A 24,751-nucleotide genomic window follows, 5' to 3' on the forward strand; every position below is an offset into this window, starting at 1 on the left:
ATTGTAACGAAAAGCCCGGCAGGTGCTACCATCTGTCCGGCAAGGGAGTGGATTCGAGGCTCCTTATGAGGATCAGATGTGAATGATGAAGACTGGATGCGCCGGGCACTGACTTTGGCGGAACAGGCCGCGGAGGCCGGTGAGGTACCGGTAGGCGCCGTTGTGGTTCGCGATGGCGAACTGCTGGGCGAGGGCTATAACCAGCCCATTGTTGCCCACGATCCCACTTCCCACGCGGAAGTGATGGCGCTGCGTCATGCGGCACGTAATGAACAGAATTATCGTCTCCCCGGCAGCACCCTGTATGTGACTCTGGAACCCTGCACCATGTGCTTTGGCGCATTGATTCACGCGCGGGTCTCCCGGTTGGTGTATGCCGCCAGCGAGCCACGGGCAGGCGTTTGCGTCAGTCAGCTGCAGCTGCCTGAGGTGAGCTTCTATAATCACAAGATGATCGTGGAGGGCGGGCTGTTGGCGGAGGAAAGCGCGGCGCTATTGAAGGGGTTCTTTGCCCGGCGAAGGGGGAAATGAGGAGCCCTGTATGAGTCACGAGTGTGGCGTTTCGAAAATCCAAATCCTCTTGGCTCCGCGCAATGCTTTCATTTTGCTTCAGGCTTGTTGAGTGAAGCCTGATGCACCGGCAAAGCGGGCATAAAAAAAGGGCCGACGATGTCGGCCCTTTTTTTCAGGAAGTGTTCCTTACTGGAACTGGGCTTCCTTGGTGGTGGCTTTCATCACCGCCTCTACGCGACGATTCTGAGCGCGACCTTCGGCAGTGCCGTTGTCGGCAATCGGCTTCTCTTCACCGTAACCTTCAGTGCTTACCCGGCCTGCGTCGATTTCGTACTCATCGACGAGAACACGCATTACCGCATCGGCACGCTCTTTGGACAGCTTCTTGTTGAAAGCAGCAGAGCCCGTGCTGTCGGTGTGGCCTTCCAGCACCAGGTTGGCAGAAGGATACTTGCGCATCTGACCGGCCAGGTTACCCAGTTTCGGGTAGGAAGCCTTGGTCACTTCAGCCTTGCCATGCTCGAACTCAACGTAAAGCGTTTCCTTCACGTCCTTGTCCAGGTACTGCTGACAGCCCGTTTCGTTTACCAGGGCACCGGCAGGGGTGTCCGCACACTTGTCCTTGCTGTTGGCAACGCCGTCACCGTCGTCGTCCAGCTCACAGCCGGTGGCGTCAACCTGGGCACCAGCCGGAGTGCCAGAGCACTGATCCTGCTCGTCCGGAACACCATCGCTGTCGCTGTCAGATACCACGTTATCAACCTGAGCCGGCTGCTCTTCCTGCTCTTCTTCTTCGTCGTCACCGGAGTTGGTGGCACCGATCAGGAAGTTCAGGCCCGCGTAGATTTCAGCATCCCAGCGCTCGCTGTCAAACGCGTAGTAGGGACGAGCGCCCACATCCAGGATGAAGTGCGGGTGCAGCAGAGTCTGGAAACCGGCTTCCAGGGTACCGATGGTCTCCTGGTAGTCGAAGCTGCTGTCGCTGCTGGGTTCGGCACGGAATTCACCGGCACCAATGCCCACGTAGGGTTCAAAGGAGGAGCTGCCGTAGAAATGCTTGCGCAGGGCGGCAGAGGCAATGTTCAGGTCTACATCGCCAAACAGGTCGGTATTGGAGTTGTTGCGCTCCCACCAGGCCTGCACGGACCAGTCACGGTTGAAGCGGTAACCCAACTGGGCGCCCGGCAGAGTGACTTCGTTGTCATAGCTGCCATTGTCGGGCTCGTAGTGATCTCCAAGATCAATCCAGTTTTCACTGATGTGACCACCGAAGTAGAAATAACGCTCGGGCATTCCCTCAGCCATTACTGCAGAAGTGGCAGTAACGGACGCGCAAGCAATACTTGCAGCCAAAAAACGTTTAGCGTTCATAGACTCCTTCCTTTTTTATATCGATAGGCAGAACAAACACGGCAACAGTGTTGGTTAGCCGCTCATCCATGTAAATCCTCCTTTGAGAGATTAATAAGAAAATTTACAAAGAGAGAAACTATTTGCTGGTTTTATGGCAACAACCTAAGAAAATTAACAATAAAGCATTATCAATTGTTAATGATTTGGTATTACGTTAAATGCGGAAGATTTTATTCTCATCGTGAGAATGCAAAAAAGCCGTTTTTTTTTGGCCTGAATTCCGCCCCCCATTATTCCAGCGAAGAGCTGAAACGGGTTGTGGGGCATGTTTTTATGAATGCGGCGAGGGCTACGCCAGAAAACGACAGGTCGGAAGCTGTGTGTTTTTTAACCTGGAGCGCTCAGGATTCTGAGGCCGTAGTCTTGTCGCGGCGATCGTTGCGACTCTGGTAAAGCGCATAGTCTGCTTCGTTGAGAAGCGAGTTCAGGTTGCGGCCGCTGTTTTCGGTGCTGGCTGCACCGATTTTGGCGCTGACCCTGACAAATGGACGAGTTCCGTCATCCTGGATACGCCCATCAAGCTTGAGGGTGGCGGCAATTGCTCTCAGACCCTCGCCCATGCGGGTAGCGTCTTCGAAGCTGGTGTGGGGCAGTACCAGCAGGAATTGGGCTCCGTCAAAACGGCCAAACAGGTCACTCTCACGAATTTTTTCTGCAATACAGTCCGCGAACAGTCGAAGTGCTTTCTCCCCCACGTGCCGGCCATGCTCATCCAGCAATTGACTGAAGTCACTGATCTCGATCAGCAGAACCGAAACGTTGTAGTTGTGACGCTGGCTCAGTGCCAGCTCACGCTCCAGCATACCGAGCAGGTGCGGGCGATTGAAAACGCCGGTGAGATGGTCCTCCCGCGCTGCCTGCTGCAGCTCGCGATTGTGGCGGTCCAGCGCAATCAGACGTATGGCGAACAGGAACAGCAGGGGAGTAATCAGGATCAGGGGAAGGGTAATCGCCAGCACCAGGGCAGAAAGCCAATCTCGTTCGCCCACAATCAGTACTGCAATGCCGGTGAGAACCACAGAGACCAGTACCGCCGCAGTCAGGAATGCCACCGTCCCTTTAAGGGCAGGTGTGCGATCTGACTGATTAATGTGGCGAGATGCGGTGGCGATAACGTGAAACAGCGTTGGCATGCTGCAAGTTCCCCAAAACAGACCATGTTTGTTATGGGGTCAGTATCCGGTCTGTCCCGCCGGGGCGCAATAGCCGCTGTTTAACGTTGTCCCAGCAAGGTTTCTTTCATGGTTTCAGAGTAGGGGTCCTGGCCAAACCAGATGGTCAGGTAGGCACGGGCGAAGTCATCACCTTGTTGTTCGGCGAGTGCCTGGCCATTAAGGGTCAGAGTCAAGCCTCCATCCTCATACACAAGGACATAGCGGTCACCATCGTCGACATCCTGATAATGCTGATTAAACGATTTCAGTTCAGGTTCCAGGCGAGTGAACTGCGATGCGGGCAGGTTTTTTTCAAGAAAGTGCATGGCGGCCTTGCCAAAAGCGTCACCAGGCACTTCCCGAAAGTAGCGGAAGGAAAGTTTCAGGGGCGGGGCAAGAAGGTCTGCAGCATCGCAGTTCTGGCGATACAGCGCGGCCTCCCCAACAGTAAAGACCTTCAACGCTTTCACATCGGCTCGATTGCAGCGCTGCCATGGGGAGGACTCCTGGCTGGCAGCAGGCAGGCTCCAGGCCAGTGACACGGCGAGCGCGAGGGTCGCTGGTTTCAATGTGGTGTTGAATGCTGTCGTAACCATCGTGTCGGCGGCCCCAGTAGCGGTAAGTGTTGGTCCAGACCCTGGCTGCTGTCCCAGAAGTCCTGATGAAAAATGACTAGTCCCTGGTCGTTGAAACAGAGTTGACTGATGCCAAGTGTGTGAGAAAGCCGTTTCTTGCCTAATAAACTGAACTGGGCTTTCATCTCCCAAAGTAGATAAATTGCTTGTGACTGCGGTGCCGCCTCGCGCCCCTCGGAAGTCATGGGTTGTAGCACGTCGAGTAACGTCACTGACATCCGTTCAAGATTGTCGGCGGTGGCCTGTAAATGGGACGCCAGAGAATCTCTGCTGGTCAGGGTGACCAGAGTGTCATTGAAATAAATATCTGGAGCATAAATATCAGCGATGTGCTGCTTAACAGGGGCGTGATTTAGCTGGTTGTAAAATTGCATGAAGCGTTCAATCTGCTGATTGTCAGCTGGACTGGCGTCATCGCAAAGGGACCTGGCCTCGAAGTAGGAGGCAGTGTAACCATAGGGCCCAGCCGGGGTGCTGCTGCATCCCCAGAGCGCTATCGTCAGTACAAGTAATACGAGCAACTGGTCTGTTTTCATTCACACAGGATCTGCTATTACTGGTGAGACCCTTGTGAAGGCTGGTTCACAGCCCCTTGACGACTTATGGCGCAGTATTTACGGATGAAACAACTCACTACTCCCTTCCTGATAAACCTGATTGGCTTCCAGCTGCTGTGGCCGGCTGCTGTGTTGGGTGCCGCACACGGAGCACCACAACTGGCGTGGTGGGTTCTGGTTGCCATGCTGGTGCTGATGGGGCTCACTGGGGCTGACTGGAAGCGGGACTCCGGAATGGTTCTGGCTGGTTTTCTTGTGTGTGCACTGCTGGAACCTGTTTGGCTGGGGGGCGGCTTTATCAGCTATGTGGATTCGTCTTCAGAATGGGTTGCGCCTGGCTGGATATGGGCTTTGTGGGGCGGTTTTTCGGTCAGCTTTTTTTATTGCCTGCGCTGGTTACAGCAAAGACCCATACTGGCAGCTGTGTTCGGCGGTGTCGGCGGAGGCTTGTCGGTTTGGATGGGAGTACGGCTGGGCGCCGCAGAGGCGCCATTGGGAGTACTCACGCTAATGCTGGTTTATGGTGGGTTGTGGGCTTTCATTGTTCCCCTTTTCGCCGCACTGGCTCGTTTCCTTCAAAGCAGATCGCCCCGGCTTGATGATGGAGTGGGTGACAATGTCTGATGTCTGGTTATCGCTTGTTCTACTGCTGGTGGTCGCGACAGGGATGTGGTGGCGGCAATGTCAAACCCGGAATGCCGGATGGGTGGATGTGTTCTGGTCCTGGGGTACCGGGGTGACCGGACTGTTTTTCCTGGTTGGAGGTGAGGGGGCGTTATTGCCAAGGGCCCTGGCCGGGGTATTGCTGTTGTGCTGGTCACTGCGCCTTGGCAGCCATATCTACCGCCGCGTCAGCCAGGAGAGCCACGAGGATGGTCGTTATGCCGCCATGCGCCAGGCCCTGGGTGACAAAACCCAGCCCGTTTTTTTGCTGTTCTTCTGGGGGCAGGCATTTCTGGCCTGGGGCTTTGCCCTGACTTTCAAGGTTATTGGTGAACAGCAGCAATTGAACAGCATTACTGTGCTGGCTGGTTTTCTGCTCGGATGTGTCGCTATTGTCGGAGAGAGCCTGGCTGACCGCCAGTTGAGTCGATTCAGGTCACGTCCAGACAGCAAGGGAAAAACCTGTCGGGAAGGGCTTTGGTATTACTCCCGTCACCCCAATTACTTTTTCGAGTGGTTGCACTGGTTGAGTTACCCACTCATTGCCATTGGCGCCAGCCAGGGCCCCTGGCTGTGGGGGCTGCCGGTAGCCATGTTCTTGTTCCTCTGGTTTGTGACCGGGATTCCCTACACGGAAAAACAAGCCATCAAAACCCGGGGTGATGACTACCGGGATTATCAACGTACTACCAGTGCCTTTTTTCCCAGGAGACCCACACCATGATTATTCAGATGGCAGAATCCGGCTGGTTGCCGGACCCGCTGGTTCGCTTTGGCATACGCCGGCTGCTTGGGCGTCGTCTCCAGCAGGAGCAGCAACGCAAGCCCGAAGCACTGACTGAGGCATTGCGAGCGGCGCCGGTAGCGGTAGATCAGGATGCAGCCAACGAGCAGCACTATGAAGTGGATGCCCGATTTTACGAGAAGGTGCTTGGCCCACACTTGAAGTACTCCAGCGGCTATTGGCCAGCTGAGAACAGCACACTGGCAGAGGCCGAAGCGGCCATGCTGGCGCTGACTTGCGAGCGAGCGGAGCTGGCCAATGGTCAGAATATCCTGGAAATGGGCTGTGGCTGGGGCTCCCTGACGTTGTGGATGGCAGAGCATTACCCTGATAGTCAGGTGACCGCGATTTCCAACTCAAGCACTCAAAGAGAATTTATCCTAGGCAGGGCCAACGAGAAAGGCCTGACCAATGTCCGGGTCATCACCGCGGATGCAGCGAGCTTTACTCCGGATCAGCAGTTTGATCGTGTCGTGTCGGTGGAAATGTTCGAGCATATGCGCAACCACCGCACCTTGATGGCGCGCATCCATGACTGGCTGGTGCCCGGCGGCAAGCTGTTCGTCCATGTATTCTGCCATCGTGAACTGACTTACCTGTTTGAGGACAAGGGTGACAGTGACTGGATGGCACGTAACTTTTTCTCCGGCGGCATGATGCCGTCCTGGAACTGGCTACCAGAGTGTGCTGAAAAGTTTAATGAAGAGCAGCGCTGGGCCGTTAACGGCACGCACTATGGCCGCACGCTGGAAGCCTGGCTGGTGCTGGCGGATACCCATCAGCAGACATTGATTCCTCTGCTGGATGAGTTGTATGGCGCTGGGGAAGGCAAGCGCTGGCTGCAGCGCTGGAGAATGTTTTTCATGGCGTGTGCGGAGCTGTTTAACTATGGTGATGGCAATGAATGGTTCGTTGCTCATTACCGTTTTGCCCGTCCCTGAAAGCGGAGTGGAGGGGCTCGCCTGAAGGGGAAGGCATGAAAAAGTCCGGGGTTCAGCATCGTATTACCCGTGTCTATTTGCTCCAGTTGTTACTGATCAGTGCCGCTACGGTACTTGGCGTCTGGGCAACGGCACAAATTATCGAACAGGTGCTGGTCAAACAGGCCCTGATCAAGGAGGCGGATCACTATTGGTCCTTGCTCGAAGCCGACCCCCGGCAGCCTCGCCCCAATACCCGGCATCTGCTTGGCCTACTGAGCAGCGATGAGGTTCAGGATGAGGTCCCTTCAGTTTTGAAGGGGCTTCCTGACGGCTATCACCGGGTGGCTTTGGGTAACGAGCGCCCCATTGTGTACATTGACCAGCATGGCAGCGCGCGCCTTTACCTTGTCTTTGATGAGCAGCGTGTGTCGGTGCTGGCTTTTCTGTTCGGCATTCTTCCTCTCACGGGTGTTCTGTTGGTGATCTATATCACCTCGTTTCTTGGATGGAAAAAATCCCGGGAATTACTCTCGCCATTGGTGCAGCTGGCTGACCGTCTGCGGCAAGCTCCGGTGGATAGCCCCAGTCTGGCGAGGCCGGATCTCTCTGATATTGAAGCGGACGTCGACAGTGAGGTGTCCGTCCTGCTGCAGGCATTGGAGAGCTATGCCGACCGTTTGGTCACTTTCGTAGAGCGTGAGCGTCAGTTCACCCGGGATGCCAGCCACGAGTTGCGCACGCCCCTGGCGGTGTTCAGAACCAATCTCGAACTCCTGGTTACCCAGATTGGCGACCGACCATTGATCCGACGCATGGCTGACACCGTGGATGACATGGAGGCTACGCTTGAAACCCTGCTAATGCTGGCGCGAACTGAACAGACCAGTCAGGACAACGAGGTGATCATCGTCAACGATCTGGCGGTTAATCTCATGGAGCGACTGTCGCCGTTGGCTGAGCGCAAACAGATTCGTCTGCAAGTGCGACAAAGGGCATTGATGAAGGTGGAAGCGCCGGAGGCGGTGCTCACTATCTTGCTTAATAACCTGGTCAGAAACGCGATTAATTACAGCGGATCTGGTGAGGTGACCATCGTCATTCAGGATGGCGCGGTGCAGGTTGTGGATGCCGGTGTTGGGATGGAGCGTTCCGAGCTCGACCGCATGATGAAGCCTTTCCAGAGAGGTCAGAGCAAGGAAGGCGGTCACGGGCTCGGCTTGGCGATCGTGCAACGTCTCTGCGAGCGTTACCAGTGGGATGTGATGGTGGCCAGTGAGCCCGGACAGGGCACGCAAGTGGAAGTGCGTTTCTGAGTGTGATGTCTAGGGCGGCGTCAAGCTATCCTGATGCAGGCGCACCAGCATGCGTTTGGCATTGAGCGCGTCGCGGATACGATCCGCAATGCGTGCCGCCTTGTTGTGGTCGGTATCGGTCAAAAGAATACCGAACTGATTGCCCCCCAAGTGCGCCACGCTGTCCTGATCCCTGAGCAATGCGGCCAAAGAGTCCGCAATCACCAGTGAGTCTGCATCCTCGGCAGCATGTAGGTACATCACCGTAGATTCGACACCCAGGCTGCGGCAGTTTTCCTGCTCTTGTTCAAAGATATCCTGCCAGCCGTCACGGCCAGGAAGGCCGGTGTCTTCGCAGCGGTCCGGGTGCTCGATAAACGTCGTCAGACGTTGCTGCTGGGCATCGCGCAAGGCGTGCTCCAGGGTGTAACTTATCAGCGCAGCATGGTGTTCCAGCTCGGGTAAGTGCATTTCCAGCGTGGCAGGCTGCGCGTGGGGATCCAATGCGCACAGGGTGCCGAACAGTTGGTCACGGGAATCCATCAAGGGCAGTCCAAGATAGGCACCAATAGCAAGATCATCGTTGATCTCGGCGGCCTGATAAACGGGTTCTTCCCGGGTATCCGGCACGATGCAGGGGGCGCCCTGTTCCACCATGCGAATGCAATAGCTTCTCTCCCATTCAATGCGATGTCCCTGCTTGAGGCCGTAGTGCTGGTCGCAAACGCGTAACAACCACATCGCCTTGTCGCGAACCCGGGTGATCATCCATAACGCCATGCCATAACGCTGCTGCAGATGCTTCAGGTGTGCATCGAGCAGGGCCTGGCTTGTGGGATAGCGAAGTGTTGGGGGGGGAGAAGGGGGCATAAGCAATAATTAGCAATTATTTGCGTTATTGTCATGCCCCGGAGCATCTGAGTGCAAGGACACTTTCCGTTAGTGGCTCACAGATTCGGTGGGCTGAATACAAAAACCCACCCCTGGGAGCGTGTTGAGCAGGGGGTTGGCGAACGGTTTGTCGACGGCTTTGCGCAAATTGTACAAGTGGCTGCGCAATGCGTCGGAGTCGGGTACCAGGTCGCCCCAGAGTTCCTGTTCAAGCTGCTCGCGGCTGACTACTTTGGGTGATTCCCGCATGAGAATTTTCAGAATACGGAATGCTGTTGGCGACAATTTCAAGAGCTGCCCGGCACGACGTGCTTCCTGACGTGCTGGATCCAGCTCCAGATCATCCACCTGCAAGGTATTGGCAGTGACTTCACGGCGCTGGCGGCGGATCTGGGCATGCACTCTGGCGGCCAATTCCGGCAAGGCAAAGGGTTTGACGATGTAATCGTCTCCACCATTACGGAAGCCTTCGAGCTTGTCGTCCAGCTGGTCACGGGCGGTCATGAAAATGACCGGCATATCCAGGGTCAAATCTTCGCGCAGTGAGCGACAGAATTCGAATCCACTTTCGCCGGGCAGCATCACATCCAGCAGCATCAGGTCGTAGTGATGCTCCTTGACCAGCTCTCGGGCCAAATGGGTGTTACCTGCATAGTCAACGGTGGCGCCCTGCTGCTCGAGGTATTCGAGTACGGTCTGGGCCAACTGTCGGTGATCTTCGACCAGTAGAATCGAGAGGTTGTCCACGTTGTGGCTCCTGTACAAAGTTTCGGTCTTGTACAACCGAGATTGCGCCTGGTGTCGTCAACGGCGCGTCAATGTGATGCGATGTTCAGTGTCATGGCAATTGATAGCGGTCTGCAACCTGTATGCGGACGAACGGCTTTCAATCATTCAGGGAGCCGGTGCGGGCGAAGCGCTGTCGGTAATGGCTGGGAGACAAGCCAGTATGCCGTTTGAACAGTCGCGAAAAACTGCTGACATCCTGATAGCCAACCTGCTCGGAGAGTTGGGCCAGATTGGACGAGCCTCGCTCCAGCATCTTTCTTGCCGCCTCGATACGCACCCGTTGCAAGTACTGCAATGGGGGTTCTCCAAGGGCAGCGGTAAAGCGGCGCTGGAGTTGGCGGGGGCTGATATGCACCTTCTCGGCCAGCATGGCCAGTGAGGTGGGTTCATGAAAATGTTCGTGGATCCAGGCCTGAACGGTATGCACCTGTTCATCCTGATGGTAGCTGTGTGCTGGCAGGCCTGCGTAGATACTCTGCAGGTCGTTACGAACGTCAATCACGAAGGCTCGGGCCAGTTCCCGGGCAAGATCGGGTCCGCAATAGCGCTCGACCAGGAGAATGCACAGGTCTCGCCAGGCGGTGCCCCCGCCGGCACAGAAAATGTTGCCATCACGGGTAATCAGTTCCCGCTCATTGAGCTGTACCTGCGGGTAGCGATGGCGGAACTGCTGGCTGAAACCCCAATGGGTAGTGGCGGTGCGCCCATCCAGCAAGCCGGCTTCAGCCAGCAGGAAGGCACCGGTACAGTTGCTGGCCAGATCGGCACCATTGGCATGCATCTTCCGCAGCCAGGGCAGCACTTCCTGCTGCTGCTGGAGCACCTTTTCGATGGGGGCGCCAATGGTGGGAACCACCACCAGATCCACCTTGTCGACTTGCTCTATGGAGGCATCCACGGCCATGCGAATGGCCGGCGTGCAGCGAACCGGGTTGCCATCATGGGACACAATCGTGACCTGGAACTGCCGGTTAAGCGGTTCCCCCTGAATGCGATTCCAGGTGACACCGGTGAGGCTCAAGAGATCCACAACCCCGGTGAGTGCAGAGGCAAAAATCCCGTCATAGGCTAAAACGGCTACTTGATACATGCTGACGCTATCAACCATAAATAAGTCATAGGCGACAATGCCAGATTCTCTTCACGAATGGCAAGCTGGTTGGCAAATAAAAAGGAGTGCATTTGTGACCGATACCATCCTGGATCGCCGTGACTTACGTTTTCAGCTGTTCGATGTACTGGATACCGATAGCTTGTTGTCCCGTCCCCGTTTTGCGGATCACAGCCGTGAAACCATCGAAGCGGCTCTGGATACTGCCGAAAAGCTGGCCCAGGAAAAGTTTGCCGATCACAACACCCTTTGTGACAAGGAAGAGCCTGCCTTTATCGACGGTAAAGTCGTCATGCGGCCTGAGGTCAAGAGTGCCTTTGATGCATACATAGAAGCGGGTTTCCTGTCGGCACGGGCCAGCTTTGAGGAAGGAGGAATGCAGCTGCCGGAAACCGCAGCGGCTGCCTGCACAGGTATGTTTACCTGCGTGAACCCCAGCACCACCGTGTATCCATTCCTTACCGGTGCGGCGGCCAATGTGATTCGAAACTTTGCTAGTGAATCACTCAAGCAGCGTTTTCTGTTGCCGATGATGGCGGGTCGGTTCACCGGCACAATGGCGTTGACGGAGCCCCATGCCGGCTCTTCTCTGGCGGACATTCGTACCCGCGCGCTGCCACAGGATGATGGCTCTTATCGCATCAAGGGCAACAAGATCTACATTTCGGCCGGAGATAACGAGCTTGGTGAGAATATTGTCCATCTGGTGCTGGCCAAGATTCCCGGTGGTCCGGATGGTGTTAAAGGGATCTCCCTGTTTGTCGTGCCCAAATACCGGCTCAATGAGCAGGGCGAGCCTGCTGAACACAACGATGTGATCCTGGCGGGCCTGATCCACAAGATGGGGTATCGCGGAGCCACCAGTACCGCACTGACTTTCGGTGATAACGATGATTGCCATGGCTATCTGGTGGGCGAGCCTCACCAGGGCCTGCGCTATATGTTCCAGATGATGAATGAAGCCCGTGTTGCGGTGGGGTATGGCGCTGCACTGCTGGGCTATCGCGGCTACCAGTTTTCACTGGAATATGCCCGTGATCGAACTCAGGGACGGCATGCTGAAAATGCTGACTTCAGTCAGCCCATGGTGCCGATCATCGAGCACGCTGACGTCCGCCGCCTGTTACTGACGCAGAAAGCTTATGCAGAAGCGGCCCTGGCCATGTGCTTTTACGGTTATCGGTTGGTGGACGAAATCGACACCGGTGAAGAGTCGGATGCGCGGGAAGCTGAGCTGTTGCTGGATTTGCTGACTCCGGTGATCAAGACCTGGCCCTCGGAGTTCGGATTGAAAGCCAACGACATGGCGATCCAGATCTTCGGTGGAGCGGGCTATACACGTGAGTACCCCGTAGAACAGGTGTGGCGCGACAATCGTCTTAATCCAATTCATGAAGGCACGACCGGTATCCATGGTCTGGACTTGCTGGGGCGCAAGGTATGGCAGGCAAAAAGCCGTGGACTGCAGTTGCTTGCCGAGCGAATCATGCGTGACGTGAACGCGACAACGGACAGTCGTTGCGTGTCGTTTGCCAAAGCTCTACAGGCCATGCTGCCTAAAATTCAGGCCACCACTGAGGTGGCCGGGAAACTTCTTGCCGAGCAGGGGCCAACGGTGGGTCTCTCCAATGCCAATGCTTACTTGCAGTTGGTTGGACATGTGGTGGCGGCCTGGATGTGGCTGCGGCAGGCCAATGCAGCAGTGTCACTGACTGCAGCCGAGGATCAGGACTTTGCCAGCGGAAAACTTCAGGCCGCCCGCTATTTCTTCCAATGGGAGCTGCCACGAGTAGAAGTGGATGTGCAACGATTGCTGGAAGGTGATCGCATCTTTCTGGAGATGGAAGATCGCTGGTTTTGATTGTGACTGCATCAATCAATGTGTGCTTGTCGTCATCGAGCTCGGGAGAGCCCTTACACGGTTTGAAGCTGTGACGACATTTCAGGCCCCCGGATGGGGGCCTTTTTTTGCCACAGGATTAACCTTGTGTGTGCCGGCTGCAGGGCTTTGCCAAGCCAGGCTCGCCAACTGCAAAACAACCCCCTAGCCACTCTCCAGATCCCGTGTTTCCTGAATTGTAACCATTCCTTCGAGTTCTTGTTGCTGTCACCAAATAGTCATATATTGCTGGAGCGTTCGAGGATTTTTACTCCAGGAGAAACAATAATGAAGAAGCATTTGCTTGCGTTGGCTGTCAGCGCCGCGCTTCCGGTCAGTGCACTGGCAGCTCCGACTTTTTACGGCAAGATTAATCTGAGTGTGGATAAAACCAGCGATTATCCGGAAGGGCCGCTAGTATTCACCGAAGATGATTTGAGTGATGCCTGGTTTGTCTCCAGCAACAGTTCACGGCTGGGCGTCCGTGGTAAAGAGCCTCTGGATTTCGATAACCTTTCCGTTATCTATCAGTATGAGGCGGGCTACGATGTGGATGGGGATTCCTCCTCCACTTTCAGCACCCGTAACAGCTTCCTGGGCTTGAGCACGGTGGCAGGTAAATTCTTTGCTGGCCGCTTCGACAGCGTGGTGAAGGATGCGGAGGGCTGGGTTGATCAGTTCAATGAAACTGTGGCGGATATGGACGTGGTCTTCCTCACCCAGAATCGCAACAGCAACACCCTGAACTGGGAAAGCCCCGAACTGTCAGGCCTGGTCATTCGCGCACAGATCGCACCGGGTGAAGGCGATGAAATCGGCACTGCACCGGATAATGAACTGAAAGATGGTCTCACCGATACCTGGGGTGTTTCTGTGACCTTGGATAACGATGCCCTGTATGCAGCTTTAGCCTATGAAAGCAGCTATGACGAGATCGCTGTCGTGGGTACTACCTTCGGGGGGGATCGTGATGCCTTGCGAGGCACCTTTGGTGTCCAGGCCACTGATTCCGTTCAGCTGGGTGTCATTGCTGAGCAGGTGACCTTTGACCCGATTGGTGGCGATGAAGCTGACCTGATGTCTTACCTGGTGAGTGGTCGGGTCGGCTTGAATGATCGTCTTGGCGTGAAAGCCCAGGCCGGACTGCTGGATAGCAGCGATCTGGAGCTGGATGTCCAGGTGGTTACACTCGGCATGGACTACAAGCTGGGAGACCAGACTACGGCTTACGGTCTGTTGTCTGCCTCTGATACCGACTTCGATCCTGACGGCACAGCGAATGATTTTGATGAATCAGGAAATGCTTTCTCGGTCGGTATGGTGCACAAATTCTAGCGCCACGCTTTAAGCGATATATGCATAAAAGCAAAAAGCCCGGCAGACGCCGGGCTTTTTGTTTGGCTGATCACGGTTAATTATTCACTATTAACTGCTCTTTCAGCCTTCCCACTTCTTCATCAGCAGGCTGGCGTTGGTGCCACCAAAGCCGAAGCTGTTGCTCATGACCACTTTCGGGCCAACATCTTTGCCTTTGACCAGTACCGGCAATCCTTCTGCCTTTTCATCCAGGGTTTCGATGTTGGCACTTACTGCGGTGAAGTCATTCTGCATCATCAACAGGCAGTAAATGGCTTCCTGTACGCCGGCGGCGCCCAGGCTGTGACCCGTCAGGCTTTTGGTGGAGCCAATATCCGGGCAGTTGTCGCCGAAGACTTCACGCACCGCTTTCAGTTCGGCTACATCGCCTACCGGGGTGCTGGTGCCATGGGCATTGATGTAATCCACCGTGCCGTCAAAGGTTGCCATGGCTTGACGCATGCAACGTGCGGCACCTTCACCGCTGGGCGCGACCATGTCGTAGCCGTCACTGGTGGCGCCATAGCCGACAATTTCAGCGTAGATTTTTGCGCCGCGAGCCAGGGCGGTTTCCAGCTCTTCCACCACCACCATGCCTCCGCCACCGGCAATGACAAAGCCATCACGGTCGGCGTCATAGGCACGGGACGCTTTTTCCGGTGTGTCATTATACTTTGTGGACAGGGCGCCCATGGCATCGAACAGGCAGGTCAGCGCCCAGTGCTCCTCTTCGCCGCCACCGGCAAACACACGATCCTGCTTGCCCAGCTGAATCTGCTCAACCGCGTTGCCTATACAGTGCGCGCTGGTGGCACAGGCGGAGGTGATGGAGTAATTCACCCCCTTGATCTTGAACGGAGTGGCGAGGCCTGCGGAGACGGTGGACGCCATGATGCGCGGTACCATGTAGGGCCCAACACGCTTCACGCCACGAGTACGGGCAATATCTGCCGCTTCCACCTGGTTCATCGAAGAGTGGCCACCGGATCCGGCGATCAGGCCGGTACGTTCGTTGCTCACTTCTTCTTCGCTTAGGCCTGCATCCGCGATGGCTTGCTGCATGGCGACATAGGCATAGGCAGCGGAGTCGCCCATGAAGCGACGAGCCTTGCGGTCGATGAAATCTTCAAGATTGATTTCGGGAACACCAGCCACCTGGCTGCGCATGCCCATTTCCTTGTAGGTTTCATTGAACCGAATGCCGGAACGGCCTTCTTTCAGCGATTGGGTAACGGTGTCAGTGTCGTTGCCCAGACAGGACACGATACCCATGCCTGTAATGACTACACGGCGCATGTCTTAGCTCCTAAAATCCATCGGTGGAGGTGAACAAGCCCACCCGCAGTCCGTCTGCGGCATAGATTTCGCGGCCATCTACTTCCACGGTGGCATCGGCGATGCCGAGAATCAGTTTGCGGGTGATGACGCGTTTCACGTCCAGGCGATAAGTGACTTTTTTGGCGGTGGGCAGGATCTGCCCGGAGAATTTCACGTTGCCAACGCCGAGGGCGCGGCCGCGGCCCGGGTGGCCTTCACGACCAAGGAAGAAGCCAAGCAGCTGCCAGGTCGCGTCCAGGCCGAGACAGCCAGGCATGACCGGATCGGATTCAAAGTGGCACTGGAAGAACCACAGGTCCGGGGTGATATCGAGTTCGGCAATGATTTCGCCTTTGCCATACTTGCCGCCCTGATCGCTGATATGAACAATGCGGTCCATCATCAGCATGTTGGGCAAAGGCAGTCGTGCGTTACCGGGGCCAAACAATTCGCCACGGGCGCAGGCCAGCAGATCGTCACGATCGTAGGAAGTTTTCTTTTCTGTTGTAGTGCTCAAGTTCTTACTCCATGAAGGCCAGGGCAGCGCATTCCGAGTATATGGATGATGTGTGTCGTTTTTCCGTCAGCCTGATGACAGGCCTTAAGTGTGACGGAGATACTAGCAAAGCCAAGTGAGAGCATACGAATAGCAAGCGTCTCAAAATATGTCGGAGGGGCTGCTTTACCGAAAATGACCGATGAACGGACGGAAAAGGCCGTTGTCACACCAATGGGGCACTTTCTGGGCATCAAATTCAGCAGGTTTCACCTTATCCATGATCCGGTGTGCGTAGCCTTGATTTAGCTCAAGGGCGCCTTCGGGAAACGGTTTCCCTCAAATTTGTGCTGAAAATGGCCAGCAGGCAGCAAATGACCGCCTATTCCCAATGAATAGGGGCTCACACTTGCAATTGTTGGATCATCTAAAGATGCTATGCGCGCGGTACATGGCGCTCCCCGCTGGGCGTGACGCCCAATGAACTAGCAGACTGAGGAACTTTCGTGGCAGCAGAAATCGGGCACCTGTCCCTGTGGCTGGCGTTGGCAGCCGCCCTGTGTTTATCCGTCTTCCCGTTGGTGGGCGTCTCCCGTGGCATCGCCGCCTGGCAATGGTATGCCCGTCCGCTGGCTTCGGTGCAGTGGCTGGCCATGACGGTTGGCATGGTGGCATTGGGCTACAGTTTCTATATTAATGACTTTACCGTCAGTTATGTGGCGAACCATAGCAACTCAGCGTTGCCATTGGGCTATCGGATCTCGGCGATCTGGGGCGGCCATGAGGGTTCATTGCTGCTGTGGGGCTGGTTGCTGGCGTCCTGGGCTGCCATGGTGGGTTTGCTGAGCCGCAGTGTTCCCCAGGAGATGGTGGCACGGGTACTGGCGGTGATGGGTATGATTGCGGTGGGCTTCCTGCTCTTCATGCTGCTGACCTCTAACCCTTTTGATCGCACTCTGCCGTGGTTCCCGCTGGATGGCGCAGACCTCAATCCTTTGCTGCAGGACCCGGGGCTGATCGTGCATCCGCCCATGCTTTATATGGGGTATGTGGGCTTTTCCGTGGCTTTTGCCTTTGCTGTCGCCGGGTTGCTGACAGGAAACCTGGATCCCGCCTGGGCTCGTTGGGCTCGCCCCTGGACTACCGTAGCCTGGTGTTTTCTTACCGTGGGTATCGCGTTGGGATCATGGTGGGCCTACTACGAACTGGGCTGGGGTGGTTGGTGGTTCTGGGACCCGGTGGAAAATGCGTCACTGATGCCATGGCTGGCGGGCACCGCCCTGATTCATTCCCTGGCCGTCAGTGAAAAGCGCAATCTGTTCCGGGCCTGGACTGTTCTGTTGGCCATCATTACTTTTTCCATGAGTCTGCTGGGTACCTTCCTTGTGCGCTCCGGAGTGTTGACGTCGGTCCATGCCTTTGCCAACGATCCGACTCGCGGTGCCTTTATTCTGGGTTTCCTGGTGGTTGTCGCTGGTGGGGCGCTGACCCTGTTCGCGGTTCGCGCTTCAGCGCTGCGCAGCGACGGTGGTTTCAAGCCGCTCTCCCGCGAGGCCTTCCTGCTGGGCAATAATTTGCTTTTGCTCACCGCCATGGCGGTGGTGCTGGTGGGGACTATTGCGCCGCTGTTCTTTGAATGGATGGATCTGAAAATTTCCATTCGCAGCCCTTATTTCAATGGTTTCTTTGTGCCGCTGACTTTTGTCCTGATCCTGCTGCTGGTTCCGGGAGTGTTCAGCAACTGGAAGCGTCAGGAGGGCAATAGCCTGCTGAAGCGGATTGGTTTGCTGCTGCCCGCCGCCATCATTGCCGGCTGGTTTGCAGCGCGCATTCCTGAGCCCTCCCCCTGGCAGGGCGTGCTGGCGATCATGCTGTCTGTCTATCTGATCCTGGCCCATGGTGATGATGTATTGCGCCGAGCCAGAGCTTACGGCGTTGGCCTGGGGACGGGTTTGCGCAAGCTGGCTCGCAGCTACTGGGGCATGGTGATTGCCCACTGTGGGCTGGCAGTCATGGTGGCCGGTATCACCGTGGTCAGTTTTCATGAGGTGGAGCGTGATGTGCGCATGGGCCCGGGTGACGAAGTACAGCTGGGTGATTACCGCTTTGTGTTCGACAGCATGGATGAATATCGCGGCCCTAACTTTGACTCCACCCGCGGCCACTTCGATGTCTACTGGAAAGATGAATTCGTCGCGCGCATGAATCCAGAAAAACGGACCTACCATGCCAGCCGTCAGGTCATGACCGAGGCGGCAATTGATGCCGGCTTCTGGCGCGACCTCTATGTGGCCATGGGGGAGCCTTTGAAGGCGAGCAACGCCTGGGCGGTGCGCATTTACTTCAAACCCGGGATCCGCTGGATCTGGTTGGGCGCGCTCATCATGGCGCTGGGTGGCGCCCTGGCACTGTCTGACAAACGTTACCGCCGCCAGAAATTCGCTTCAACGCAGACCGGAGGCGCATGATGAAAGCCAATTCTCCCTGGGTATTCCTGCCGCTGGCCGGCTTTGTTCTGTTGGCGCTGGTGCTGGGCAGCGGTCTGGGTCGTGATCCGCAGGAGCTGCCGTCGGCACTGGTTGGCAAGCCGGTGCCTGCCTTTACGCTGCCCTCCTTGTTGACCGAGGAAAACTTTACCGAGCAGTCCATGACCGGGCGATGGCAGCTATTGAATGTGTGGGCGACCTGGTGCCCGACCTGCCATGTTGAGCATCCCTATCTGCTGACCCTGGCCGCCCAGGGGGTGCCAATCACCGGGATCAATTACAAGGATGAGTTGCCGGCTGCCCGGGAATACCTGGCCAATATGGGTAACCCCTTTACCCATGTCATTGTCGATGAGGATGGTCAGCTTGGGCTTGATCTGGGTGTCTATGGCGCGCCAGAGACTTTTCTGATCAGTCCGAAAGGAGAGATTGTGCTGCGCCATGCCGGAGAGCTGAACGAGCGGGTCTGGCGGGAAAAGTTTCTTCCCTTGCTGCCTTCCCGGACGTCTGATGTTGGCAAGGAGGACGGGGCATGATCTTGCTTCGAATATTCCTTTTTGCGCTGCTGCCTCTTCAGGCCTTGGCTGCCATTGATGTGTATCAGTTTGACAGCCCGCAGCAAGAAGACCGTTTTCATCGACTGACTGAAGAGCTGCGGTGTCCGAAATGCCAGAACCAGAGCATTGCCGATTCCGACGCGGATCTGGCCCGTGACATGCGCGACCGTGTCCACGGCATGATTGTGGAAGGTAAAAGCGATGACGAAATCGTAGGGTATTTCGTATCCCGTTATGGCGATTTCGTCAGCTATCGCCCGCCGGTGAATGCTCGCACTTCCGTGCTGTGGCTGATTCCCCTGTTGATGCTGTTGGGTGGCGGTGTGCTGATTGTGCGCTTGCTGCGCAAGGCCAGTGCCCAGGCGGATCAGCAAGATAGTAATGACGACGGCGAACACAACCGGGGAGAGTCACCATGATGTGGATGTGGCTGGCCGCAGCATTTCTGTTTTTGCTCGGGCTTTTCCTGTGGGCGTTGTGGCGGCGTGAAGCGCGCAGCGCGGGTCGTTCCGTCAGCGGCGGGATCGGCATTCCACTCATTGTCATCCTTATTGCGGCCGCGGGGTACATCCTGGTCGGGCGCAACGAACATACCGGTGACTGGCTTGTTCATCAGCACAAATATGGTGATGCCGCTCGCTTTATTGTTGCCGGCAAGGCGCCGGAAATGGCGGCAGCGGACATTCCTGCCGGTGCCATGGCGCGGGTGCTGCAGTCACAGCTGTCACGCACGCCGTCGGCTACAGGCTGGTTTGCTTTGGGAAGTCTGTATGCGCAGCTGGGCGCCCCGGCACAGACGGAAGAAGCTGCACGGAAGTCACTGGCTCTTGACCCGGACTCCGCCACCTCACATTTGCTGCTGGCGCGGGCATTGATTGAAAAGACCGGAGGGAAGCTGAATGAGGCTGCCCGTGAAGAGCTTCAGTGGGTCCTGGATCGTGAACCGAATCATGATGGCGCCTGGATGATGCTGACCATGTCCGCAGACCGGGCCGGGCAATATGATCTGGCAATTTCTGGTTGGGAGTCCCTGCTGGCGCGTCATGGAGACGGTGAAACAGGCGATTTGCTGCGTCGGGGCCTGGAAAATTCCCGTCAGCAAAAGGCACGTGAGGGGGTCTTTGCGAGTTTGACTGCTCAGGTAGAAGGAAAGGGCCTGCCTCCCGGTGGAACCCTTTTTGTCTATATTCGTGAGCAGGGCAGTGCCGGGCAGCCTTTGGCGGCCCGCCGCCAGGTGGTTCCGAGTTTCCCTGCCACCGTGTCCCTGACGGCGGAAAACTGGCTGCAGGCCTACCCGCCCAATGAGACCCCCCTGGTCATGGGGGCGCGTTACACTCCGGCCCCGGGGGCTGCAGTGGATCAGGCCATGATCAGTGCCCCTGCCGTGCCCCTGCAGCTGCCCCAGAAAGTGCCTGCAGAGCTGGTTCTATCTGCACCATAAGTGAGCCAATCCATCCAGATTGGTAGCGTGCGACCTAGGTCGCACGCTGTGTCCCTTGTGGAGAAACGGGCCTCAAGGTAAAGTTGCACCCCTTCGGAGGCCCTTGGGGTCTGTTTTTGTTGCCATAATCACACTGGCAGGACGGCTTGTTTTGTCCGCAACCCCAGCAATGACGGGGGATCTGGCGTAAGCCAGCTTGTCGTGACGTGGTAAACCAGAGCAGAACATTGCCTCTTCTGAATCACAGAAAGATGGAGAATCCTATGCGTGTCATCCTGCTTGGTGCCCCCGGTGCGGGCAAGGGCACCCAGGCGCAGTTCATCAAGGAACAGTTTGGTATTCCTCAGATTTCCACCGGTGACATGCTGCGTGCTGCGGTAAAGGCAGGAACACCGCTGGGTCTGGAAGCCAAAAAAGTGATGGATGCCGGTGGCCTCGTCTCCGACGACATCATTTTGGGTCTGGTGAAAGAGCGTATTACCGAGAGCGATTGCGCTGCGGGTTTCCTGTTTGATGGTTTCCCCCGCACGATCCCCCAGGCTCAAGCTCTGGTAGAGCAGGGTGTCGACATCGATTACGTGGTGGAAATTGACGTGGACGATGAAGAAATCATTGAGCGTCTCAGCGGCCGTCGGGTCCATCCTGCTTCTGGCCGTGTGTACCACGTGAAGTACAACCCCCCGAAAGAAGCGGGCAAAGACGACGAAACCGGTGAAGAGCTGGTGCAGCGTGATGATGATCAGGAAGAGACAGTTCGCAAGCGTCTTGAGGTTTATCAGGCTCAAACCCGTCCTCTGGTCGACTTCTACCAGAACCTGGCCGACAAGGGTGAGGCCAACGCGCCGAGATATGTACGTGTAGCAGGCGTGGGATCCGTGGATGACATCCGTGATCGGGTGATGGCAGGCCTGAAAGGCTGAGGGCTGCCAGACTGATCAAAAAAAGGGAGGCCGAGGCCTCCCTTTTTTATTGGGCCCTTACCCGTCTTGGCCCGATGCCCCTCGTCACCCATTCCTTTCGTTTAAGATCCTCCTCCGAATCAGCCCAAAGAAGCTCCTGCTTCAAAGAAATCCAGGCCATGGCGTCAGCGTACCAGCTCCGTGATTAATCCCGATAGCTCCCGTGCAAACACCCTTTGTGTACTGGGGGCGGTTACTGTGGGTGGAGCAGATTAAAGGAAGAGTGACCGGTATCAGCTTGGAAGCCCGACGGAAAAGCGCGGCAGGCTGTCAGTGCCAAGCCGGGTTTTGTTTTAGGTCTCCGCCTGTTCAATGACTCCTCCAGGGCTCATTTCTTATATAAAACATTCCCGCTGTGTGCATTTAAGTGCAATCAGTGCAAACGGTTGCGCTGTCACTTTTCTACTCATTTTTTCACTTGTCTCGGGGAGGGGAGAAAATTGGCAGAGCGATTTTGCGGCCGAAAATTTCATTTTTAAGGGAAATCCCGGGTGACCTTTTGTGGCCAGTGGCTGAAAAACTCATGAGGAGAGAGACTGCCCAGGTTCTGAAGGTCATTAAAATCGGCAGATGTTTTTTTCCAGAGGTAGTGCCAGTGCCGGCGACAAGGAGAAGGATAAATATGCGCTTGCTGACTGACTTCCTTGCTGGGCGCCGGAATATTAATAGCGCCACCAGGGAAGAAATCCCCACAGAGAAAACTAAAAAAGTCTGGGAGAAGGAGGAAAAAAATTAACGGAATGAAAAATGAAATTCGAATTGGTTAAATAATGTACCAACCGAATTTTTTTTATGCTATTTTTCTCTTGTCGCAGTAATGATGACAACGCTATAGCTTAGGAGATCTATCATGGCTCGAGCAAAAAAAGCCGCCGCAAAAAAAACTGCGGCTCGTAAACCAGCAGCAAAAAAGACCGCAGCGGCCAAGGCTCCGGCCCTGCCAAAGTCTGTGACTAATGCTGAAGCCGGTGTAAAACTGCAGCAGAAAGTAGTTGAGCAGGCTCAAAAGAAAGTCGCACAGGCTCAAACCAAACAAGACAAACACCGCGCTAAAGTTGATGGCGAAAACGCCAAGCTTGCCAAACTGCGTGCTGATACAGCAGCCAAGCGTGACAAGGCAAAAGCCAAGCCGACTGCTGCAGCCAAACGTGCAGTAGACGCAGCACGCGGTAAAATGAACACTGTTCGCCTGAAGCTTCAGGATATTCGTGCGGAAGCCAAGCTGATCCGTGCTGAAATCCAGGCTGCGAAAAAAGTGGTTGCCCGTGAGGTGAAGAAGCTGCGCACAGCAGAGCGCAATCTGAAGACCAAGCTGCGTGAACACGAGCGTAAGCTGGCCAAGAAAGTGAAGGCCGAGCAGAAGAAAGCGGAAGCGAAAGCCAAGGCTGCCGCCAAGCGTGAAGCTGCGAAAGCCAAGCGTGCGGCGAAGAAGAAATCTGCTGCACCGAAGCGCAAGAAGGCTGCTGCTAAAAAAGCGGCTACCAAGAAAGCGCCGGCCAAGAAGAAAGCAGCCACTAAGAAAGCTGCCGTTCGCAAAGCGCCTGCCAAGAAAGCTGCCCGCAAGAAGCGTCCAGCGGCCAAGGCCAAGTCAGCTTCCTGATAATCCAGGACCTGGCATGAAGAAAGCCCCGCTTAGCGGGGCTTTTTTTTGCTTTCATGTTCCGGGGCGGGTTCCAACAAGGCCCCAGAGTGAGGTCCGTACTTGCCGAAAGCGGCCGCAGGACGACCGAAAACGGTGCCGGCTTACTGTGTGGGGCTTGTGTGGCTGTGGCGACAGACGCAGCGGGCGGGAGGGAAACCTTCATCTGTAAAAGTTGTTGATAATGATTCGCGTTAGAGTTAGCATCGTCTCCAGAGATTGAGGGATGGCGTATGTACGTTTGTATTTGCAAGGGCATTACTGACAACCAGATACGGGAAGCGGTCGAAAACGGCTGCGATAGCCTGCGTGATCTTCGTCGGGAACTTGGGGTTGGAAGTCAGTGTGGAAAGTGTGCCCGCCACGCCCGTCAGGAATTGCGTGAGGCCCGTAGCGCAAACCAGGCGACCTCTTTCTCCCATTCTTCTGCGTGCGAGCCAGTGGTATTCTGGCCCCAACCTGCATAAAAATCGTTCTCATTTTCATAAGCGCTTGTAATGAAAGCGCTTTCCTCCCTGTTTTACCTTGTATGAACGAACTCGATCCTGAACAATAGGGGCCAATCAGCTTCCCTATTTCAACGGATGGAGAAACCTCATGAAAGGCGACGCCAAGGCCATTGAGTACCTGAACCGGGCACTCGGCAACGAGCTGGTAGCCATCAATCAGTACTTTTTGCACGCAAAAATGTACAAGGATTGGGGTCTGCACGCCCTCTATGAAAAGGAGTACCACGAGTCCATCGACGAGATGAAGCACGCGGACTGGCTGGTAGACCGGATCCTGTTTCTTGAAGGCATGCCGAACCTGCAGGATCTGGGTAAGCTCATGATTGGTGAGAACACCAAAGAGATGCTCGAGTGTGATCTGAAACTGGAGAAAATTGCCGTTCCGGATCTGCGTGAGGGGATCGCCTACGCTGAGTCCATCCAGGACTATGTCACTCGTGATCTGCTCAATCGTATTCTTGAATCAGAGGAAGAGCACATTGATTGGCTGGAAACCCAGCTGAATCTGATCGACCTGGTGGGCATTGAAAATTACCTGCAAAAACAAATTAAGGCAGAAGAAGACTGATTGCCGAACTTTTGAGCGATATGCGCTTGACTCGCCGAGGGTGTTTCGGAATAATGCGCAGCCTCTCGGGGCGATACAGCAACGAGAAGAAAAAGCGCTGGTAGCTCAGCTGGATAGAGCATCTGGCTACGAACCAGAAGGTCGGGGGTTCGACTCCCTCCCAGCGCGCCATACAGACGAAGGGCCTGCAGAAATGCAGGCCCTTTTCTGTTTCTGCGTCTCCTGTTCCCAATTTCAAATCTGTCGGCTGTCTTCTGCTGCTCCGCTTGACGCTGTTTTCCTATCGCTACGCACTTGAGTCGTGTCGCTGATGAGTAGTGATGGGGCGTCATATTTGCACCGCTGGTGGGCGAACCTTCAATGCATTGATCAAAACCACCAAATCCCCATCAGGCTACTACGCTTGTCTCATTGCGAATTGTCGACAACCCCCTTACATTCCGCAAAATTACTGACGTGAATCGCTTCGACGCTTACAGTCACAGGTAAGGTGTTCAAGCGACAGCTATCCCGTTCACGCCTGCGGCAAGTAACGTCGCTAACGGAACCGTTAAGGAGTGTTCCATGGATCCGCTAATGTCCCAGGGCATTGAGCTCATGGTGGTTGGTATGGGGGTGGTGTTTGTTTTCCTGGTCGTGTTGGTCGGGATTACCACCTTGATGTCCGCGTTGGTGCAACGCTTTGGTCAGGCTCCCGCAACGCCTGCAGCAGTACCTGGCGCATCACAGACGCGATCGGCACCGGATGTGCCTTCCGCTGCCGTTATCAAGGCCATCGAGAAAGCCGTGCGCCAGCATCGGCAGTCTTCCCAGTCATAA

The 24,751-nt window shown here is 55.7% G+C and carries 25 protein-coding genes and 1 tRNA gene; 17 read left to right on the forward strand and 9 right to left on the reverse strand.

The window, feature by feature from the left end; translation table 11 throughout:
• Positions 1–78: 78 nt before the first annotated feature.
• Entirely contained in the window at positions 79–531 is a 453-nt protein-coding gene (tadA, locus tag GFN93_RS08945) for a tRNA adenosine(34) deaminase TadA (protein WP_328594436.1), read from the forward strand.
• A gap of 168 nt (positions 532–699) precedes the next feature.
• On the opposite strand, the gene GFN93_RS08950 is transcribed toward tadA, so the two are convergent.
• The 4 genes from GFN93_RS08950 to GFN93_RS08965 all read right to left on the reverse strand — a co-directional run bounded on the left by GFN93_RS08950 (position 700) and on the right by GFN93_RS08965 (position 4,251).
• Positions 700–1,884, reverse strand: coding sequence for an OmpA family protein (locus GFN93_RS08950; RefSeq protein WP_153500680.1), 1,185 nt, complete (start codon positions 1,882–1,884; stop codon positions 700–702).
• A gap of 383 nt (positions 1,885–2,267) precedes the next feature.
• Positions 2,268–3,059, reverse strand: a complete 792-nt coding sequence (locus tag GFN93_RS08955; RefSeq protein WP_153500681.1) for a GGDEF domain-containing protein — start codon at positions 3,057–3,059, stop codon at positions 2,268–2,270.
• 80 nt (positions 3,060–3,139) lie between these two features.
• Positions 3,140–3,676 carry a chalcone isomerase family protein gene (locus GFN93_RS08960; protein ID WP_153500683.1) on the reverse strand — a complete coding sequence of 179 codons (537 nt, stop codon included), beginning with the start codon at positions 3,674–3,676 and terminating at the stop codon, positions 3,140–3,142.
• Entirely contained in the window at positions 3,646–4,251 is a 606-nt protein-coding gene (locus tag GFN93_RS08965; RefSeq protein ID WP_153500685.1) for a nuclear transport factor 2 family protein, read from the reverse strand. Before GFN93_RS08965 ends, GFN93_RS08960 begins: the two co-directional genes overlap by 31 nt.
• A gap of 84 nt (positions 4,252–4,335) precedes the next feature.
• Between GFN93_RS08965 and GFN93_RS08970 the strand changes: the two genes are divergently transcribed.
• Genes GFN93_RS08970 through GFN93_RS08985 form a run of 4 tightly spaced genes read left to right on the forward strand, consistent with a single transcriptional unit; the run spans position 4,336 to position 7,955 of the window.
• The gene (locus tag GFN93_RS08970) at positions 4,336–4,896 is read left to right on the forward strand and encodes a DUF2878 domain-containing protein (protein ID WP_153500687.1); all 561 of its coding nucleotides are present in this window, start codon (positions 4,336–4,338) and stop codon (positions 4,894–4,896) included.
• The gene (locus tag GFN93_RS08975) at positions 4,889–5,659 is read left to right on the forward strand and encodes a DUF1295 domain-containing protein (RefSeq protein WP_153500689.1); all 771 of its coding nucleotides are present in this window, start codon (positions 4,889–4,891) and stop codon (positions 5,657–5,659) included. The genes GFN93_RS08970 and GFN93_RS08975 overlap by 8 nt, the downstream gene beginning before the upstream one ends.
• Positions 5,656–6,660: an SAM-dependent methyltransferase gene (locus tag GFN93_RS08980; RefSeq protein WP_153500690.1), complete on the forward strand. Its 1,005-nt coding sequence runs from the start codon at positions 5,656–5,658 to the stop codon at positions 6,658–6,660. The genes GFN93_RS08975 and GFN93_RS08980 overlap by 4 nt, the downstream gene beginning before the upstream one ends.
• A 35-nt stretch (positions 6,661–6,695) precedes the next feature.
• A complete protein-coding gene (locus GFN93_RS08985; protein WP_153500692.1) occupies positions 6,696–7,955 on the forward strand; it encodes a sensor histidine kinase in 1,260 nt (419 codons plus the stop codon).
• Between the two features lie 9 nt (positions 7,956–7,964).
• Here the strand turns inward: GFN93_RS08985 and GFN93_RS08990 are convergent, their stop codons facing one another.
• The 3 genes from GFN93_RS08990 to GFN93_RS09000 all read right to left on the reverse strand — a co-directional run bounded on the left by GFN93_RS08990 (position 7,965) and on the right by GFN93_RS09000 (position 10,722).
• Positions 7,965–8,804, reverse strand: coding sequence for a diguanylate cyclase domain-containing protein (locus GFN93_RS08990; protein ID WP_194285779.1), 840 nt, complete (start codon positions 8,802–8,804; stop codon positions 7,965–7,967).
• Between the two features lie 69 nt (positions 8,805–8,873).
• Positions 8,874–9,572, reverse strand: a complete 699-nt coding sequence (locus tag GFN93_RS08995; RefSeq protein ID WP_328594438.1) for a response regulator transcription factor — start codon at positions 9,570–9,572, stop codon at positions 8,874–8,876.
• A 139-nt stretch (positions 9,573–9,711) separates the two neighbouring features.
• Positions 9,712–10,722, reverse strand: coding sequence for a GlxA family transcriptional regulator (locus tag GFN93_RS09000; protein WP_235901757.1), 1,011 nt, complete (start codon positions 10,720–10,722; stop codon positions 9,712–9,714).
• Positions 10,723–10,798: 76 nt separating this feature from the next.
• Between GFN93_RS09000 and GFN93_RS09005 the strand changes: the two genes are divergently transcribed.
• Positions 10,799–12,586: an acyl-CoA dehydrogenase gene (locus GFN93_RS09005; protein ID WP_328594439.1), complete on the forward strand. Its 1,788-nt coding sequence runs from the start codon at positions 10,799–10,801 to the stop codon at positions 12,584–12,586.
• A gap of 306 nt (positions 12,587–12,892) precedes the next feature.
• Entirely contained in the window at positions 12,893–13,939 is a 1,047-nt protein-coding gene (locus GFN93_RS09010; protein ID WP_153500700.1) for a porin, read from the forward strand.
• Positions 13,940–14,041: 102 nt separating this feature from the next.
• Here GFN93_RS09010 and fabB read toward each other — a convergent pair whose 3' ends face one another.
• Positions 14,042–15,256, reverse strand: coding sequence for a beta-ketoacyl-ACP synthase I (gene fabB, locus GFN93_RS09015; protein WP_153500702.1), 1,215 nt, complete (start codon positions 15,254–15,256; stop codon positions 14,042–14,044).
• Between the two features lie 10 nt (positions 15,257–15,266).
• Positions 15,267–15,794, reverse strand: a complete 528-nt coding sequence (gene fabA, locus GFN93_RS09020) for a 3-hydroxyacyl-[acyl-carrier-protein] dehydratase FabA (protein ID WP_153500704.1) — start codon at positions 15,792–15,794, stop codon at positions 15,267–15,269.
• A gap of 485 nt (positions 15,795–16,279) precedes the next feature.
• Here fabA and GFN93_RS09025 point away from each other — a divergent pair, with 485 nt between their 5' ends.
• The 10 genes from GFN93_RS09025 to GFN93_RS09070 all read left to right on the forward strand — a co-directional run bounded on the left by GFN93_RS09025 (position 16,280) and on the right by GFN93_RS09070 (position 24,751).
• The gene (locus tag GFN93_RS09025) at positions 16,280–18,241 is read left to right on the forward strand and encodes a heme lyase CcmF/NrfE family subunit (RefSeq protein ID WP_328594441.1); all 1,962 of its coding nucleotides are present in this window, start codon (positions 16,280–16,282) and stop codon (positions 18,239–18,241) included.
• Complete coding sequence (locus GFN93_RS09030; RefSeq protein WP_328594443.1) at positions 18,238–18,795, forward strand: DsbE family thiol:disulfide interchange protein; 558 nt, start codon at positions 18,238–18,240, stop codon at positions 18,793–18,795. The genes GFN93_RS09025 and GFN93_RS09030 overlap by 4 nt, the downstream gene beginning before the upstream one ends.
• Positions 18,792–19,235, forward strand: a complete 444-nt coding sequence (locus GFN93_RS09035; protein WP_235901769.1) for a cytochrome c-type biogenesis protein — start codon at positions 18,792–18,794, stop codon at positions 19,233–19,235. Before GFN93_RS09030 ends, GFN93_RS09035 begins: the two co-directional genes overlap by 4 nt.
• Positions 19,232–20,257, forward strand: coding sequence for a tetratricopeptide repeat protein (locus GFN93_RS09040; protein ID WP_153500706.1), 1,026 nt, complete (start codon positions 19,232–19,234; stop codon positions 20,255–20,257). Before GFN93_RS09035 ends, GFN93_RS09040 begins: the two co-directional genes overlap by 4 nt.
• A gap of 263 nt (positions 20,258–20,520) precedes the next feature.
• Positions 20,521–21,177, forward strand: a complete 657-nt coding sequence (adk, locus tag GFN93_RS09045) for an adenylate kinase (protein WP_153500708.1) — start codon at positions 20,521–20,523, stop codon at positions 21,175–21,177.
• A gap of 889 nt (positions 21,178–22,066) precedes the next feature.
• Positions 22,067–22,816 carry a hypothetical protein gene (locus GFN93_RS09050; RefSeq protein WP_153500710.1) on the forward strand — a complete coding sequence of 250 codons (750 nt, stop codon included), beginning with the start codon at positions 22,067–22,069 and terminating at the stop codon, positions 22,814–22,816.
• A gap of 272 nt (positions 22,817–23,088) precedes the next feature.
• Positions 23,089–23,322, forward strand: coding sequence for a bacterioferritin-associated ferredoxin (locus GFN93_RS09055; protein ID WP_153500712.1), 234 nt, complete (start codon positions 23,089–23,091; stop codon positions 23,320–23,322).
• A 130-nt stretch (positions 23,323–23,452) separates the two neighbouring features.
• Positions 23,453–23,932, forward strand: a complete 480-nt coding sequence (gene bfr, locus GFN93_RS09060; RefSeq protein WP_153500713.1) for a bacterioferritin — start codon at positions 23,453–23,455, stop codon at positions 23,930–23,932.
• A gap of 94 nt (positions 23,933–24,026) precedes the next feature.
• Positions 24,027–24,103, forward strand: a tRNA-Arg gene (locus tag GFN93_RS09065).
• 393 nt (positions 24,104–24,496) lie between these two features.
• A complete protein-coding gene (locus GFN93_RS09070) occupies positions 24,497–24,751 on the forward strand; it encodes an OadG family transporter subunit (protein ID WP_153500715.1) in 255 nt (84 codons plus the stop codon).

The organism is Alcanivorax sediminis, from assembly GCF_009601165.1.
GTDB classification, from domain to species: domain Bacteria; phylum Pseudomonadota; class Gammaproteobacteria; order Pseudomonadales; family Alcanivoracaceae; genus Alcanivorax; species Alcanivorax sediminis.

Bases quoted from the DNA above. Each gene is read 5' to 3' on its own strand.
- GFN93_RS08950 (WP_153500680.1), bottom strand. From the start codon at position 1,884: ATGAACGCTAAACGTTTTTTGGCTGCAAGTATTGCTTGCGCGTCCGTT.
- GFN93_RS08955 (WP_153500681.1), bottom strand. From the start codon at position 3,059: ATGCCAACGCTGTTTCACGTTATCGCCACCGCATCTCGCCACATTAAT.
- GFN93_RS08960 (WP_153500683.1), bottom strand. From the start codon at position 3,676: ATGGTTACGACAGCATTCAACACCACATTGAAACCAGCGACCCTCGCG.
- GFN93_RS08965 (WP_153500685.1), bottom strand. From the start codon at position 4,251: ATGAAAACAGACCAGTTGCTCGTATTACTTGTACTGACGATAGCGCTC.
- GFN93_RS08970 (WP_153500687.1), top strand. From the start codon at position 4,336: ATGAAACAACTCACTACTCCCTTCCTGATAAACCTGATTGGCTTCCAG.
- GFN93_RS08975 (WP_153500689.1), top strand. From the start codon at position 4,889: ATGTCTGATGTCTGGTTATCGCTTGTTCTACTGCTGGTGGTCGCGACA.
- GFN93_RS08980 (WP_153500690.1), top strand. From the start codon at position 5,656: ATGATTATTCAGATGGCAGAATCCGGCTGGTTGCCGGACCCGCTGGTT.
- GFN93_RS08985 (WP_153500692.1), top strand. From the start codon at position 6,696: ATGAAAAAGTCCGGGGTTCAGCATCGTATTACCCGTGTCTATTTGCTC.
- GFN93_RS08990 (WP_194285779.1), bottom strand. From the start codon at position 8,804: ATGCCCCCTTCTCCCCCCCCAACACTTCGCTATCCCACAAGCCAGGCC.
- GFN93_RS09000 (WP_235901757.1), bottom strand. From the start codon at position 10,722: ATGGTTGATAGCGTCAGCATGTATCAAGTAGCCGTTTTAGCCTATGAC.
- GFN93_RS09010 (WP_153500700.1), top strand. From the start codon at position 12,893: ATGAAGAAGCATTTGCTTGCGTTGGCTGTCAGCGCCGCGCTTCCGGTC.
- fabB (WP_153500702.1), bottom strand. From the start codon at position 15,256: ATGCGCCGTGTAGTCATTACAGGCATGGGTATCGTGTCCTGTCTGGGC.
- GFN93_RS09030 (WP_328594443.1), top strand. From the start codon at position 18,238: ATGATGAAAGCCAATTCTCCCTGGGTATTCCTGCCGCTGGCCGGCTTT.
- GFN93_RS09035 (WP_235901769.1), top strand. From the start codon at position 18,792: ATGATCTTGCTTCGAATATTCCTTTTTGCGCTGCTGCCTCTTCAGGCC.
- GFN93_RS09040 (WP_153500706.1), top strand. From the start codon at position 19,232: ATGATGTGGATGTGGCTGGCCGCAGCATTTCTGTTTTTGCTCGGGCTT.
- adk (WP_153500708.1), top strand. From the start codon at position 20,521: ATGCGTGTCATCCTGCTTGGTGCCCCCGGTGCGGGCAAGGGCACCCAG.
- GFN93_RS09050 (WP_153500710.1), top strand. From the start codon at position 22,067: ATGGCTCGAGCAAAAAAAGCCGCCGCAAAAAAAACTGCGGCTCGTAAA.
- GFN93_RS09055 (WP_153500712.1), top strand. From the start codon at position 23,089: ATGTACGTTTGTATTTGCAAGGGCATTACTGACAACCAGATACGGGAA.
- bfr (WP_153500713.1), top strand. From the start codon at position 23,453: ATGAAAGGCGACGCCAAGGCCATTGAGTACCTGAACCGGGCACTCGGC.
- GFN93_RS09070 (WP_153500715.1), top strand. From the start codon at position 24,497: ATGGATCCGCTAATGTCCCAGGGCATTGAGCTCATGGTGGTTGGTATG.